The organism is Variovorax sp. GW821-FHT10D07 (genome assembly GCF_059415325.1).
This window is the reverse complement of sequence record NZ_JBWKMZ010000008.1, coordinates 148988-161910: the sequence shown is the minus strand read 5'-3', so window position 1 is coordinate 161910 and position 12923 is coordinate 148988. Positions and strand designations below refer to the sequence as shown.

The following is a 12923-nucleotide window of genomic DNA, read 5'->3' as shown; positions in this document are numbered from 1 at the left end:
CTGCGCTGCGGGAAGAGTTCCGTCGAAATGAAAACCAAAGGATGGTGTTTGTTCGTTACATCGGCATGAAAAATATTCAGTCTAATTTTCAACTCAGATAAATAAAACTCAAATCCGGGCCGGCGGCGTCAGCAGCGACTCGATCGTCGCGCGCAAGGTCTGCGCATCCACGGGCTTGTGCAGCAGCGGCCAGCGCGTGGCGCGCGCCTCGCGCAAGGCCTCGGACGAGGTCTCGCCCGTGATGAAGACCACCGGAAACTCGCCATGCAGTTCGCGCAGCCGCGCGACCAGCGCCGGCCCGTGCTCGTTGCCGCGCAGCCGCAGGTCCGCGATCAGCAGGTCGGGGCAGCCGCCGGCGTCGAACAGCGCCGCCGTGCCGGCGGCATCGAGGGCGGCGCGCACCTCGAGCTGCCAGGCCTGCAGCAGGGTCGTCATGCCGCGCACGATGTCGGGTTCGTCGTCGACCAGGTAGACCGTCGGCCGGCCGCCGGTCGTGGCCTCGAGCGCGGCCGCCGGCGGTGGCAGCACGGCCGCGGCCACGGGCGGTGGCGTCTCGCGCACGCCGGGCATGCGCACTTCGAAGCGGCTGCCGGCGCCGAGCCGCGAGCGCAGCGAGATGCGCGCGCCGATCAGCACGACCAGTCGCTCGACGATCGCCAGCCCCAGGCCCACGCCCTGGCTGCGGTCGCGCCCCGCGTTGCCGAGTTGATAGAACTCCTCGAAGATGCGGTCGTGCTCGGCGGGGGCGATGCCCCTGCCGCTGTCCTCCACCACCAGGATGGCGCACAGGCCGTCGTGCCGCAGTCGCACGCGCAGGCCGCCGCGCTCGGTGTACTTGATGGCGTTGTCGATCAGGTTGCGCGCGATGCGCAGCACCGCGGTGGGATCGCTCTCGAGCGTGACGGGCCGCAGCTCGCGCGTGAAGTACAGGCCCTTGGTCGCCGCGGCCGCCTCGAACTCGGCGCAGACGCTCGCGATCACCGCGTCGAGCGCGAAGCGCTGCCGCACCGGCACGTAGTGGCCCGAGGAGAGCTGCGACAGGTCGAGCAGCCCGTGCAGCAGCGCACCGAGCGAGCGCACCAGCTGGTCGATGTGCGCGGCGACCTCGTCCAGCGTGGCTGGCGTGGGGCTCGCGGCCAGGATCGCGCTGTAGACCGACAGCGCGTGCAGCGGCTGGCGCAGGTCGTGGCTCGCGGCCGCGAGCACGCGTGTGCGCGCCAGCGCCGCGGCCTCCGCGCGCGTGACCGCCGCCTGGACCTCTTCATTGCTGCGCTCGAGGTGGCGCACCATCTCGTCGCGCTCGCGCCGGATCGCCACCGAGCGCGTGAGCAGCTTCTCGTTCTCGTTGGCGGCGAACAGCAGCGCCAGCATGTAGGCGATGGTCATGACCGCGGAAGCCAGCAGGTGCTCCGGATGCAGCACGACCCAGGCGGTGGAGGTGGGCACGAGGATCGCGGCGGCATAGGTGCCGGCAACGAGGCGCGAGGAGATCGAGACCGCGACGCCGATGGCCGGCAGCGCGACCAGGATGAAGGTCAGGAAGGTCTGGTTCAGCGCGCTGAGGTCGGGGTTGAACAGCGGCAGCATCACGCCGGCCTCGGCACCGGCCAGGAAGGCCAGGGCGACCTGCTGGCGCAGGGCCTTGCGCAGGTCGAGGCGCGAGAGCCGCCGCAGCACATGCCAGGCATGGGCGGCGCGCGCGCCCTCCATGCACAGCACCGCGACGGCCCACAGCGCGAACTCGGCGAGCGGCACCTGCGGCAGCAGCACGAAGGCCGAGCCGCCGACCAGCAGCGCCTGCGCCAGCGGTATGCGCAAGGTCACGCGCGCATGCAGTTCGACGAACTCCCGCCGCAGCTCGTGTTCGAACGAGGCCGCGGCGGCAGGGGCGGGTATCGCTCGCACGGGGCCCGCGGGCTACGAAGGACGCGGCAGGTCCAGCAGGCCGAGCCGCCCCGCGGTGATCACGGCCTCGGTCCGGTTGTGGACGTCGAGCGCCTCGAACAGCCCGCGTATGTATTCCTTGACGGTGTATTCGGACAGCCGCAGCTCGCGCGCGATCGTCTTGGTCGGCAGGGCCCGGGCCAGGCCGCGCAGCACGTCGAGCTCGCGCGGGCTCAGCGCCGGGCGCCGGGGTGCCACCGCGACGGTGCTCAGCACTTCCTCGGGCAGATGGATCTGCCCCGCGAGCACCCGTTGCAGCGCCTGCGTCAGGGTCGCGGGCGGCATGCTCTTGGGCACGAAGCTCATGGCGCCGGCATCGATGCAGGCATGCACGGTCGCGAGATCGCTGGTGGCCGAGACGATCACCACGGCGACATCAGGCGCGGCCGCCTTGAAGGCCGTGAGCGCATCGAGGCCGCGTTCGCGCGCGAGCGTGAGGTCGAGCAGGCAGACGGAGAGATCGGGATGTTCGGCGGCGAGCGCGGTCGCCTCGCCGAGGGTGGCGGCCTCGTAGACGGCCGCGCGGCTTTCCATGCCGGCGAGCAGCAGACGCAGACCCGCACGGAACAGTGCGTGGTCGTCCACGACAAGAATCTTCATCTTGTGCCTCTCCCTGCGCGGGGCCGGTGCTGGCCGCGCGGCCGCGTTTTTACACCATCAAGGGGGCTGGCGGCGCGTTGGCCCCTCGCATGAGGGGATGTGCGGCGGGCGCGGAAAAACTATGGTCGGCAGATGACGCTCAAGCGCCTTCATCAATTGCTGCGAGTGGCTTCGCACCTGCTGGACCAGGCGGCGGACGACGCCCACAAGACCCGGCTCCAACCCCTGTCCGACAACATCGAAAGAATAGGCCGCGCGCTGATCGAGGTGATGGAGGTGCAGCGGCAGATCCACCTCGTGCAGCCCGAGCTCCGGCTCCGCTCGCTGGCCGCGCCGGCGCGCGAGCGCGATGCCATCCTGCTGTTCGCGCGCTGCATGGCGGAAGCCATCGAGCTCGAGGAACGCGGCGAGACCCTGGCCGCCATCGCGACCTACGAATGGTTCATGGGCAATTCGCGCTCGCTCGCGCGGCGGGCGATCGCGAAGGCGCAGATACGGCGGCTGTCTTCGGCGTCGGAGCCGACGCGCTGAACGCCGCGAGGCTCAGTGCAGCGTGCCCGGGTGCTCGGCTTCCAGGCGCAGGCGTTCGGTCTGCTGTGCCAGCGCGACGGTCTCGGCGATCTCGCGCAGCGTGAGCCGCCCGGCCAGTTCGGCTTCGCCGGCCAGCACGTGTTGCAGCGCTTCCTGGCCCTTGGGGCCGGCCAGCCAGGTGGAGGCCGACGAGACCGATCCGCCGCCGAAGCGCACCTGCAGCGCCTTGCCCGCGGCGCGGCTGATGCGCATGAATGCCTCATGGTCGGTCGCGGCCGAGGCCTGGCGCACCACCAGGCAGAAGGCCTCGAGCTTGTCGGTCTCCACGCGCAGGCGGCGGGCCCTGGCTTCGCTCGGGGCGGCCGCACCGAGCAGCGCCGATGCCGCGGCTTCGCTGAACAGGCGGATCTCGCGCCCTTCCTCCCAGGCGGCATCGCCGCGCGACAGCACCTCGACCCGCCGGCCCTGGGCCCGGGCCGCGCGCTCGGCGGCGGCGCGCGCTTCGTCGGCCTGCGCCGCGTGCCAGGCGAGCAGCGGCGCTTCCACCGTGCCGTGCACCGCCCAGCGGCCCGCGGCATTGAGGCAGCGCGCATGCGTGTCCGGCCGGTCCGCGGCTGGCGAGGTCGAGAGGGAAAGGAACAGGTACGGGGTGGGCGGCATGGAAGCGGGCTTTTCGGACGAGGGCCCGATTGTCCCCCTCGCGCCCCTCAGGCCGCCTTGCGCTCGTCCGATTTCCTGGCCGGCGCGGCCTTGGCGCGCGTGGTCTTCTTCGCCGCCGTCTTCCCCGCCTTGGGCGCCGCGCGCGCCCCTTTCTTCGCGGCGGCCCCCGCCTTCGCGCCCTTGAGGCTGCGCGTCAGCAGCTCGGTCAGATCGATCACCTTCGCGCCCGGGCCCGGCGCCTCTTCCTCGGGCTCGATCACCGTCTCGGTGTCGCCGGCCTTGACCTTCTTCTGCACGATCTTCATCACCGCGTGCTTGAACTCGTCCTGGAAGTCCTCGGGGTCCCAGGCGCCCGACATGTCCTTGACCAGTTGCTCGGCCATCTTCATCTCGGCCGGCGTGATCCTCGCGCTCTTCACGCCCTCGGGCGGCAGCTCCAGACCCTCGAGCGACTTCACTTCGTCGCCCCAGCGCATCAGGTTCAGCACCAGCGCCTTGCCCGAGGGCACGAGCACGGCCAGGTGCTGCTTGGTCGAGATCACCACCTTCGCGAGCCCGACCTTGCCGGTCTTCACGAGCACCTCGCGCAGCAGCGCGTAGACCTTCTGGCCCTTGTTGATCGGCGCCACGTAGTAGGGCCGCTCGAGGTAGACGAAGGGAATGTCGTTGGCATCGATGAAGCGCTCGATCTCGATGGTCTGCGTGGTGCGCGGAAAGGCGGCCTCGATCTCGGCCGGCGAGACGATCACGTACTTGCCGTCCTCGTACTCGACGCCCTTGACGATGTTGTCGCGGTCGATCTCGCGGCCGGTGCGCTTGTTGATGCGCTTGTAGCCCACCGGGTCCATGCTGCGCTTGTCGAGCCAGTCGAAGTCCACGCCCTGCTCGGTGCTCGCGGTGTGCAGGCCGACGGGGATGTGGACCAGGCCGAAGGTGATCGCGCCTTTCCAGAGGGTTCGGGTGCCGGTGGCCATGGTGGGTCCTCGTGATGGGTGGTGGGGGCGGTTCAGGAAGGCCGGCCGAAGCCGAAGGCCGTGCCGCGCGGCGCGGGCCGGGCCGAGGCCTCGGCGCTGTCGTCCTCGTCCTCGTCGGCCGGGGTCTGTTCCCTCGGCCCCGCGTCGAGGTCCTCGACCTGCTGCTGCAGCTTCAGCAGGCCGGCCGCCATCGCGCGCTGGTAGCTGTCGACGCCGCGGCGCGCACGGGCGATCGTCTGCACGTGGTCGTCGGCGTCGAGCTCGCCCAGCACCCATTCGAAGCGGCCGTCATCGGGCGCCTCGACGAACACCGCCAGACGGCGAAGCGGGAGCAGGGACATGGCACCACGATGCGCAGCCGAGCTGCTGTCGGGCGTAGGAAGCCGGCGGCTGATGGCGTCGGAAGGAGGGCGCAGCCGATGCGGCCGCGCTCAGCCGGCCAGCACCACGCGATCGCGCCCCAGCGACTTGGCGCGGTAGAGCGCCTCGTCGGCCTGGCCGAGCATGTCGTCGATGTCGGCGCCCGGCTGCTGCGGCGCCACGCCGATGCTCACGGTGAAGGCGCCCACGGCGGCCAGCGGCGAGTCGGCCGGGAAGGCCTCGCCGGCGCTGGCCTTGACGCGCGCCGCCAGTTCGGTGGCCTCGGCGGGCGAGGCCTCGGGCAGCATCACGACGAACTCCTCGCCGCCGTAGCGCCCGAGCAGGCCGTGGCCGCCGATGGCGCGCTGCATGCGGCCGACGGCCTCGCGCAGCACGGCGTCGCCGGTCTGGTGGCCGAAGCGGTCGTTGATCGACTTGAAGTGGTCGACGTCGATCATCAGCAGCGCCATGCGCCGCGTCTTCGAGCCGCCGTCGCGCCCGGCCGCGGCCAGCTGGGCCTGGCAGGCGTCGAGCAGCGCGCGGCGGTTGAGCACGCCGGTCAGCGGATCGTGGGTGGCGAGGAACTCGAACTCCGAATGCATGCGGTCGGTCGCCATCAGGATGGCGGCGATCGACAGCAGCAGCACGGTGAAGGAGTACATCGAGATGTAGATCGACTGCAGCAGGGTCGCGTCCATCAGGCCGACGCCGGCCATGCCCAGCAGCGCCGACACCAGCCGCGCCAGGGCCACCAGCGCCTGCAGCAGCAGCAGCACGATCATCAGCCGCATGCCGAGCACGCGGCCGCGGTTGCGGATGTAGAGCAGCGCGTGATTGAAGAACAGGGCGGCGACCAGCGCCGTGACGATCACCAGCCGGATCTCGTAGTCGGGCTTGAACGCGCTGAACCAGAACAGCGCGCAGGCCATCAGCACGGTCAGGCCGTGCCAGCCGGCGGTGTCGCTGCGGCCGTGCAGGAAGCGCTGGCTGCCGGCGTAGTAGAGGAGGCAGGCCTCGAACAGCACCACGTTCGCGACCACGATGGTGAGGAAGTCGGGCAGCACGTCGCGCGCGGCGAACAGCAGGGTGCTGACGAAGGCCACCAGCGGCGCCCAGGCCCACTCGCGCAGGCCCTGGATGGTGGCCGGGTAGCTGCGGCGCATGAAGAACACCACCACCGACATCACGACGCCCATCAGCCCCGCCAGCATGATGACGGAGCGGGGGTCGAGGACGGAAGGCAGCGCAGCCATGGGACCGGATTCTGCATTGCCGCGCGCAGCCCGTGCCGGCGCGGGGCTGCGGGAGAACCCTGGGCGCGGCCCGATCTTCAGGAACGCGCGCTCACAGCATCGCGAAACCGCCCGAGGCGCCCAGCGTCTGGCCGGTGACGAACAGCGCCCGGTCCGAGGCCAGGAAGGCCACGACGCCCGAGACGTCCTCGGGCCGCGAGAGCCGGCCCACGCCCTTGGCGATCGGGTAGACGTTGAGCATCTTCGGCAGCCGCTCGTCGTTCTCGACCGTGGCGTCCACGCGCAGCGGGCCGTCCTTGATGCCGGCGTGCGAGACCGCACCCAGCGCGACCGAGTTGACGGTGATCGCGTGCCGGCCGTGCTCGCGCGCCAGCGCCTTGCCGAAGCCGGCGATCGCGGCCTTGGCGCCCGAGTACACCGCCATGTTGGCCTCGCCGATGCGCCCGGCCTCCGAGATGATGTTGACGATGCGCCCGCCCTTGCGCGCCACCATGCCCGGCAGCACGGTGCGGCAGCAGTGCATGGTGCCGTAGACGTTGAGGTTGACGATCTTGGCCCAGTCCTCGATGGGCATGTCGAGGAAGGGCGGCGTGCGCCCGCCCTTCTCGCGGCGCTCGGGAATGATGCCGGCGTTGTTGACCAGCACGCTGACCGGCGCGTCGAAGTGCGCCGTGCCCCTGGCGACCATGGCCTCGACCTGGTCGGCGCGCGTGATGTCGGCCGGCGCCGCGAGGGCCTGGCCGCCGGCGGCCGCGATCTCGGCCGCCACCGCTTCGGCACGGTCGGCGAACAGGTCGTTGACGATGACGCGCGCGCCCTCGGCCGCGAGTTCGATGCAGATCTGGCGGCCGACGCCCTGGCCGCCGCCGGTGACCAGCGCGACCTGGCCTTCCAATCCGAGTTTCATGGGATGCGTTCCTTGTCTTGTAGGGGAGGGGAAAGAAATGGAGGGAAGGGCTCAGCGGCCGGTGAACACCGGCTTGCGCTTCTCGACGAAGGCGCGCATGCCTTCCTTGCGGTCCTCGCTGTCGATGATCATGGCGGCCGCGTAGCGCTCGTACTCGAGGCCCGAGTCGAGGTCGGTCTGCATGCCGCGGTTGATGGCGCGCTTGGCGAAGCGCACCGCCAGCGGCGGATGCTCGGCGATGCGCTGGGCCAGCTCGAGCGCGGCGGGCATCAGCTCGGCTTGCGGCAGCACGCGGCTCACGATGCCGTAGCGCAGCGCGGTGTCGGCGTCGACCAGGTCGGCCGTGAGGATCAGCTCCTTGGCGCGCGCCTCGCCGATCAGCCGCGGCAGCCGCTGCGTGCCGCCGGCCGCGGGGATCACGCCGAGCTTGATCTCGGGCAGGCCGAAGCGCGCGGCCTGCGAGGCCAGGCGGATGTCGGCGCACAGCGCGATCTCGAGCCCGCCGCCGAGCGCCACGCCGTTGATGGCGGCGATCACCGGCTTCTCGAACTCCTCGATGTTGCGGAACAGGTCGTGCGTGGCCTTCTGTGTCACGAAGTAGTCGGTGCCGAGGGTGGCGTGGCCCGCGCGTTCCTTGATGTCGGCGCCGGCGCAGAAGGCGCGCTCGCCGCTGCCGGTGACGAGGACGGCGCGCACGCGCTCGTCGGCGCGCGCGTAGTCGAAGAAGGCGCGCGCGAGGTCGGGCTTCATCGAGCCGCCGAGCGTGTTCATGCGATCGGGCCGGTTCAGCGTGACCACGGCGACGTTGCCGCGCACTTCGTACAGCAGGGTTTCGAGGGCAGGGGTGTTCGGGTTCATGGGGAGCTTCTTCCTGTGTCGTCTGTTCTTCAGCCGCGCGCCGTGCCGCCGAGCACGTGCGCGATCGCCACCGACCCGAGGCCGATCATGTGGGCCATGCCCCAGCGCGCGGCCGGGTGCTGGCGGCCCTCGGCCTCGCCGCGGATCTGGCGCACGATCTCGGCGACCTGGCCGATGCCCGTGGGCCCGAGCGGATGGCCCATGCCGATCAGCCCGCCCGAGGCATTGATGGCACAGCGCCCGCCGATGCGCGAGTCGCCGCGCTCGAGGTAGGCCGCGCCTTCGCCCGGCTGGCACACGCCCACGGCCTCGCTGTAGAGCAGTTCCTCGACCGAGAAGGCGTCGTGCAGCTCGAGCAGGTCGAGCTCGGTGGCGCCGATGCCGGCCTGCTCGAGCGCGGCGCGCGCGCTGTCGCGCACCAGCTCGATCGGGCCCTCGCCGTAGCGCGTTTCGTCGCGCTCGCTGCTGGCGGCCGAGGCGTGCACGCGCACGCAGCGCGCAGGATCCAGCCCGAGCCGCGCCAGCGCCTGGCCCGACACCAGCAGCACCGCGGCGGCGCCTTCGCCGCGCGGGCAGCACTGCTGCACCGTGAGGTCGCCCGCCACCTTGGGCGAGGCCAGCACCTGCTCGAGCGTGCGCGGCTTGCGGAACTGCGCGTAGGGGTTGAGCGCGGCGTTGCCGTGGTTCTTGACGGCTACCTTCGCCATCGACGCCATGCCGCCACCGTGCTCGCGCAGGTAGCTGCGCGCCATCAGCGCGAACTTCACGGCCGGGATGGTGGCGGTGTCGCTCAGGCGTTCGAGCCCGTCCTTGTTGGCCGCGCGGCGGCCGTCGCCATGCTTGTCCACGCCCATCGCGAGCACCACGTCGCTGATGCCGTGCGCCACTTCCATGCAGGCCTGGCGGAAGGCGAAGGAGCCCGAGGCCGAGGCGTTCTCGACCTGCGTCACCGCGAGCCCGGTCGAGCCCAGGTGGCGCAGCATCACGCGGCCCGCGGCCATGCCGATCGAGGTGGTGCCCACGTACGCGGCCTGCACCTGCTTCCAGGCCAGGCCGGCGTCGGCCAGCGCGGCGCGCACGGCCGTGAGGCCCAGGTGGGTGTAGGGCGTGTCGCTGGGGAACTGATAAGGATGCAGGCCGATGCCGACCACGTAGACGCCGCCGTTGCCGGCCAGCCAGTTGCTGCTGCTCATGCCGCCGCTCATGCCGCGGCTCCTTGCGCACCCGCCGGCACGAAGTGGCAGCCGTAGTGCTCGCCCGAGGGCAGCGCCACCGCCACCGCGCGCAGCGCCATGCCGGGCGCGAGCAGGCTTTCGTCGGCCACGCCGATCACGCCTTCCTCCACCACCTGCTCGGCGATGCGGATGTCGCCCGCGATGCTGGGCGCGCTCAGGCCCGGCACCATCGCCACGTGCAGGGTCACGTACTCGAGCAGGGTGCCGCCGCCGGGGCTCGCCACCTGCGCCGAGGCATCGATGGCGTGGCCGCAATGCATGCAGCCCGGCGCGTTGGCCGGAAAGCTCAATTGCCGGCATTGCGGGCATTGCGCGAACAGGAAGTCGAGCGAGCGGCCGTCGGCCGCGAGCCGGTAGAGCGAGGGCCGCAGGGGCTGGAGCGTGGTCAGGTCTGGGGTCATGGAGGAAGGAATCGCGGGGGAAGGAAGAGGCGTGGGGTCAGTCGATGCGGGCGCCCGATTGCTGCACCACCTCGCGCCAGCGCACTATCTCGGTCTTGACGAACTCGCCGAGCTTCGCGTCGCGCAGGTCCTTGAGCGGCACGCTGCCGAACTTCTCGGTGACCTGCAGCATCTCGGGGTCGACGATGGCCAGCGCGATCGCATCGCCGAGCTTCTTCACGACCTCGGGCGGCGTCTTCGCGGGCACGAAGACCGCGCTCCAGGCCGAGGACTCGGCGCGCGGGAAGCCGAGTTCGCCCACGGTGGGCACTTCGGGCATCACCGACAGCCGCGCGCGGCCGGTCATCGCGAGCGGCTTGAGCTTGCCGGCCTGCACGAAGGGCATGACCACCACCGGGTAGTCGAACATCAGGTCGAGGTTGCCGGCCATCAGGTCGGTCAGCGCCGGGCTGCTGCCCTTGTAGGGCACGTGGGTCATCTTGGTGCCGGTGGCGACCTGGAACAGCTCGGCCGTCAGGTGGGTGCCGGTGCCCGGGCCGGCCGAGCCGAAGTTGAGCTTGCCGGGGTTGGCCTTGGCGTAGGCGATCAGCTCCGGCACGGTCTTGAACGGCCGGTTCGGGTTGATCACCAGGATCAGCGGCGTCTCGGACATGGCGTGCACCGGCACGAAGTCCTTCACCGGGTCGTAGCGAATGTTCTTGTAGAGCGCGAGGTTGGCCGCCTGCGTGCCCTGGGTGCCATAGATCAGGGTGTAGCCGTCGGGCGCTTGGCGCGAGGCCGCCTCCACGCCGATCGAGCCGCCCGCGCCGGGCCGGTTGTCGACCACCACCGGCTGCCCCAGCTTGTCGCCCACGATCTTCGCGAGCACGCGCGAGGTGTTGTCGGTGATGCCGCCCGGCGTGAACGGCACCACGAAGGTGATGGGCTTGGCGGGCCAGGCCTCGCCGGCCGCCCGGGCGGTGCCGCCGAGCAGGGCGGACACCGCCGCCAGCCCCACGAATGCTGTCTTCCAGAACTTCTGCATGCCTTGTCTCCGGGTTTGTTTTGGGTCTCGTTTGTCTACGATTAATCGCAATATACTTCGACCATTCGTAGAAAAACAAGAGGAAATCCGCCGATGCCGGAAAACCCGTATCGGAAGAAACTGCCCGTCACCAATGGAAGTTCTAGACCGTCCCTTCGTTAATATTCGTGGGTCTCTACGAAATATCGGAGGAAATATGCCCACACTCGTCCCCGCCGCCGCCCGCACGATGGCGCTGCTCGAGCTGTTCGCGCGCGAAAAGCGCGAGCTCTCCAATTCCGACCTGGCGCGGCTCATGGACCTGCCCGAGAGCAGCTGCTCGGACCTGCTGCACACGCTGCACGAGCTCGGCTACCTGCTGCGCACCGCGCGCAGCCGGCGCTTCTATCCGACCGCCCGGCTGCTGGCCGTGGCCAAGGAGATCTCGGCCAGCGACCCGCTCTATGCCGTGGCCTCGGAAGCCGCTGAGCTGCTGCGCGACAAGACCGGCGAGACCGGGCTGGTCGGCCGCGTCGAGGGCGGCGTGGTCAAGGTGCTGGCCTTCTTCGAGGGCCGCCATCCGCTGCGCTACATGCAGAACCCCGGCGACAAGCTGAGCCTGCATGTCTCGGCGCTCGGCAAGGCGGCGCTGGCGCTCGGCACGCCCGAGGAGGCGGCGCGCCAGCTGCGCCTGAAGCCGCTGCGCCAGCTCGCCGAGGGAACCATCACCGACCTCGCCGCGCTCGAGGCGCAGGTGGCGCGTGCGCGCGAGCAGGGCTGGATCTGGGTCGAGAACGAAGGCGGCGACGGGCTCTCGGCCCTGGCCGTCGCCGGCTACGTGGGCGGCGAGCCGATCGCGCTCTCGGTCGCCGGCCCCACCGACCGCCTGCGCCAGCAGCGCGAACCTTTCCTGGCCGCCCTGCAGGAAGTGCAGGCGCTGGTCTTCCGTCCCCGCAACGCCCGGGAGCCCGGCGCCTCGTAGACCGAGGGCCGGGCGCCCGGCGTGCGTCCCTTTCCATCCAACGCCACAGGAGACATCTCGATGAATTTCACCCCCGACGCCGACCAGGAACTGCTGCGCGACAGCATCCGGCGCTTCATGAAGAGCGAGGTGGCGCCCCTGGTGGCGAAGCACGACGTGGAGAAGACCTTCCCGTTCGAGATCCTGAAGCAGCTCGCGCAGTTCGGCTACATCGGCGGCCGCCTGCCCGAATCGCAAGGCGGCATGGGCCTGGACCAGATGACCTGGGCCATGCTGATGGAGGAGGCGGGCCACACCTGGCTGTCGCTGCGCACCATGCTCAACATCACGAACGGCCCGATCCACAAGATCGCGAGCGAGGGCACGGCGGCGCAAAAGAAACGGTTCCTCGAGCCGCTGCTGGCGAGCGAGCGCCGCGTCTTCACCGCCATCAGCGAGCCCGGCACCGGCTCGAACATCGCGCAGATCCAGACCCGCGCCGACCTGCAGGGCGACCACTACGTGCTCAACGGCCGCAAGCTGTGGATCACCAACGGTGCCTTCGCCGACTTCGGCATCGTGGTGGCGCGCACCTTCAGCCCCGACTGCCAGGGGCAGCTGTCGACCTTCCTCGTGGAGCGCGAGGTCTCGCCCTTCGAGGCGCGCCGCGTCGACACCATGGTGCTGCGCAGCACCGGCACCGCCGAGCTGAGCTTCGACAACGTGAAGGTGCCGCGCGAGAACCTGCTGGGCGAGGAGGGCAGCGCGCTCAAGCGCATGCTGGTGGGCCTGGACGGCGCGCGCGTGAACATCGCGATGGGCGCGGTCGGCGCGGCCCGCGCCGCGCTCGAGCTGTCGATCGACTACGCGCGCACGCGCACCCAGTTCGGCAAGCCGATCGGCAGCTTCCAGCTGGTGCAGAAGCTCATCGTCGACATGACGGTGCGCGTGGAGGCGGCGCGCGCGCTGGCGCTGCGCGCGGCCGCGGCACTCGACGCCAATGCCGACGACGCGCGCATGGCCTGCTCGATCGCCAAGCTCTATGCCACCGAGGCCGCGCACGAGGTCGCGAGCATGGCGCTGCAGGTGCATGGCGGGCTCGGCTATTCCACCGACTACCCGATCGAGCGCATCTTCCGCGACACCCGCGGCGGCACCATTCCCGAGGGCACGACCGAGGTCCAGACGCTGATCGTCGGGCGCGAGATCCTCGGCATGTCGGCGATCGCCTGAGGG

The 12923-nt window shown here is 70.6% G+C and carries 14 protein-coding genes; 3 read left to right on the top strand and 11 right to left on the bottom strand.

The window, feature by feature from the left end:
• Positions 1–108: 108 nt before the first annotated feature.
• Both AC07PU_RS23110 and AC07PU_RS23105 read right to left on the bottom strand, forming a co-directional pair.
• A complete protein-coding gene (locus AC07PU_RS23110; RefSeq protein ID WP_495320842.1) occupies positions 109–1905 on the bottom strand; it encodes a sensor histidine kinase in 1797 nt (598 codons plus the stop codon).
• Positions 1906–1917: 12 nt separating this feature from the next.
• Positions 1918–2544 carry a response regulator gene (locus tag AC07PU_RS23105; protein WP_177239234.1) on the bottom strand — a complete coding sequence of 209 codons (627 nt, stop codon included), beginning with the start codon at positions 2542–2544 and terminating at the stop codon, positions 1918–1920.
• 132 nt (positions 2545–2676) lie between these two features.
• Here AC07PU_RS23105 and AC07PU_RS23100 point away from each other — a divergent pair, with 132 nt between their 5' ends.
• Positions 2677–3075 (top strand): hypothetical protein, encoded by a 399-nt coding sequence (locus AC07PU_RS23100; RefSeq protein WP_093340564.1) that lies wholly within the window; start codon positions 2677–2679, stop codon positions 3073–3075.
• A gap of 12 nt (positions 3076–3087) precedes the next feature.
• Here AC07PU_RS23100 and AC07PU_RS23095 read toward each other — a convergent pair whose 3' ends face one another.
• The 9 genes from AC07PU_RS23095 to AC07PU_RS23055 form a co-directional block, all read right to left on the bottom strand.
• Positions 3088–3735: a hypothetical protein gene (locus AC07PU_RS23095; protein ID WP_495320839.1), complete on the bottom strand. Its 648-nt coding sequence runs from the start codon at positions 3733–3735 to the stop codon at positions 3088–3090.
• A gap of 47 nt (positions 3736–3782) precedes the next feature.
• Positions 3783–4709, bottom strand: a complete 927-nt coding sequence (ku, locus tag AC07PU_RS23090) for a non-homologous end joining protein Ku (RefSeq protein WP_398497411.1) — start codon at positions 4707–4709, stop codon at positions 3783–3785.
• A gap of 32 nt (positions 4710–4741) precedes the next feature.
• A complete protein-coding gene (locus tag AC07PU_RS23085; protein WP_177239233.1) occupies positions 4742–5050 on the bottom strand; it encodes a hypothetical protein in 309 nt (102 codons plus the stop codon).
• Between the two features lie 90 nt (positions 5051–5140).
• Positions 5141–6322: a GGDEF domain-containing protein gene (locus AC07PU_RS23080; protein ID WP_296784425.1), complete on the bottom strand. Its 1182-nt coding sequence runs from the start codon at positions 6320–6322 to the stop codon at positions 5141–5143.
• Positions 6323–6413: 91 nt separating this feature from the next.
• Complete coding sequence (locus AC07PU_RS23075; protein ID WP_495320835.1) at positions 6414–7229, bottom strand: SDR family NAD(P)-dependent oxidoreductase; 816 nt, start codon at positions 7227–7229, stop codon at positions 6414–6416.
• 51 nt (positions 7230–7280) lie between these two features.
• Complete coding sequence (locus tag AC07PU_RS23070; protein WP_495320833.1) at positions 7281–8087, bottom strand: enoyl-CoA hydratase/isomerase family protein; 807 nt, start codon at positions 8085–8087, stop codon at positions 7281–7283.
• 29 nt (positions 8088–8116) lie between these two features.
• On the bottom strand, positions 8117–9292 hold the full coding sequence (locus AC07PU_RS23065) for a thiolase family protein (RefSeq protein ID WP_495320831.1): 1176 nt from the start codon (positions 9290–9292) through the stop codon (positions 8117–8119).
• Complete coding sequence (locus tag AC07PU_RS23060) at positions 9289–9723, bottom strand: Zn-ribbon domain-containing OB-fold protein (protein WP_495320829.1); 435 nt, start codon at positions 9721–9723, stop codon at positions 9289–9291. The genes AC07PU_RS23065 and AC07PU_RS23060 overlap by 4 nt, the downstream gene beginning before the upstream one ends.
• Positions 9724–9760: 37 nt before the next feature.
• Positions 9761–10747 (bottom strand): Bug family tripartite tricarboxylate transporter substrate binding protein, encoded by a 987-nt coding sequence (locus tag AC07PU_RS23055; RefSeq protein ID WP_495320827.1) that lies wholly within the window; start codon positions 10745–10747, stop codon positions 9761–9763.
• A 196-nt stretch (positions 10748–10943) separates the two neighbouring features.
• Here AC07PU_RS23055 and AC07PU_RS23050 point away from each other — a divergent pair, with 196 nt between their 5' ends.
• On the top strand, positions 10944–11708 hold the full coding sequence (locus tag AC07PU_RS23050) for an IclR family transcriptional regulator (protein WP_093340550.1): 765 nt from the start codon (positions 10944–10946) through the stop codon (positions 11706–11708).
• Between the two features lie 60 nt (positions 11709–11768).
• Complete coding sequence (locus AC07PU_RS23045) at positions 11769–12920, top strand: acyl-CoA dehydrogenase family protein (protein WP_495320824.1); 1152 nt, start codon at positions 11769–11771, stop codon at positions 12918–12920.
• The last annotated feature ends 3 nt before the right edge of the window (positions 12921–12923 follow it).

Excerpts from the sequence above, each read along its gene's own strand:
- ku (WP_398497411.1), bottom strand. The coding sequence starts at position 4,709 with ATGGCCACCGGCACCCGAACCCTCTGGAAAGGCGCGATCACCTTCGGC.
- AC07PU_RS23095 (WP_495320839.1), bottom strand. The coding sequence starts at position 3,735 with ATGCCGCCCACCCCGTACCTGTTCCTTTCCCTCTCGACCTCGCCAGCC.
- AC07PU_RS23060 (WP_495320829.1), bottom strand. The coding sequence starts at position 9,723 with ATGACCCCAGACCTGACCACGCTCCAGCCCCTGCGGCCCTCGCTCTAC.
- AC07PU_RS23100 (WP_093340564.1), top strand. The coding sequence starts at position 2,677 with ATGACGCTCAAGCGCCTTCATCAATTGCTGCGAGTGGCTTCGCACCTG.
- AC07PU_RS23075 (WP_495320835.1), bottom strand. The coding sequence starts at position 7,229 with ATGAAACTCGGATTGGAAGGCCAGGTCGCGCTGGTCACCGGCGGCGGC.
- AC07PU_RS23065 (WP_495320831.1), bottom strand. The coding sequence starts at position 9,292 with ATGAGCGGCGGCATGAGCAGCAGCAACTGGCTGGCCGGCAACGGCGGC.
- AC07PU_RS23080 (WP_296784425.1), bottom strand. The coding sequence starts at position 6,322 with ATGGCTGCGCTGCCTTCCGTCCTCGACCCCCGCTCCGTCATCATGCTG.
- AC07PU_RS23070 (WP_495320833.1), bottom strand. The coding sequence starts at position 8,087 with ATGAACCCGAACACCCCTGCCCTCGAAACCCTGCTGTACGAAGTGCGC.
- AC07PU_RS23105 (WP_177239234.1), bottom strand. The coding sequence starts at position 2,544 with ATGAAGATTCTTGTCGTGGACGACCACGCACTGTTCCGTGCGGGTCTG.
- AC07PU_RS23085 (WP_177239233.1), bottom strand. The coding sequence starts at position 5,050 with ATGTCCCTGCTCCCGCTTCGCCGTCTGGCGGTGTTCGTCGAGGCGCCC.
- AC07PU_RS23050 (WP_093340550.1), top strand. The coding sequence starts at position 10,944 with ATGCCCACACTCGTCCCCGCCGCCGCCCGCACGATGGCGCTGCTCGAG.
- AC07PU_RS23045 (WP_495320824.1), top strand. The coding sequence starts at position 11,769 with ATGAATTTCACCCCCGACGCCGACCAGGAACTGCTGCGCGACAGCATC.
- AC07PU_RS23055 (WP_495320827.1), bottom strand. The coding sequence starts at position 10,747 with ATGCAGAAGTTCTGGAAGACAGCATTCGTGGGGCTGGCGGCGGTGTCC.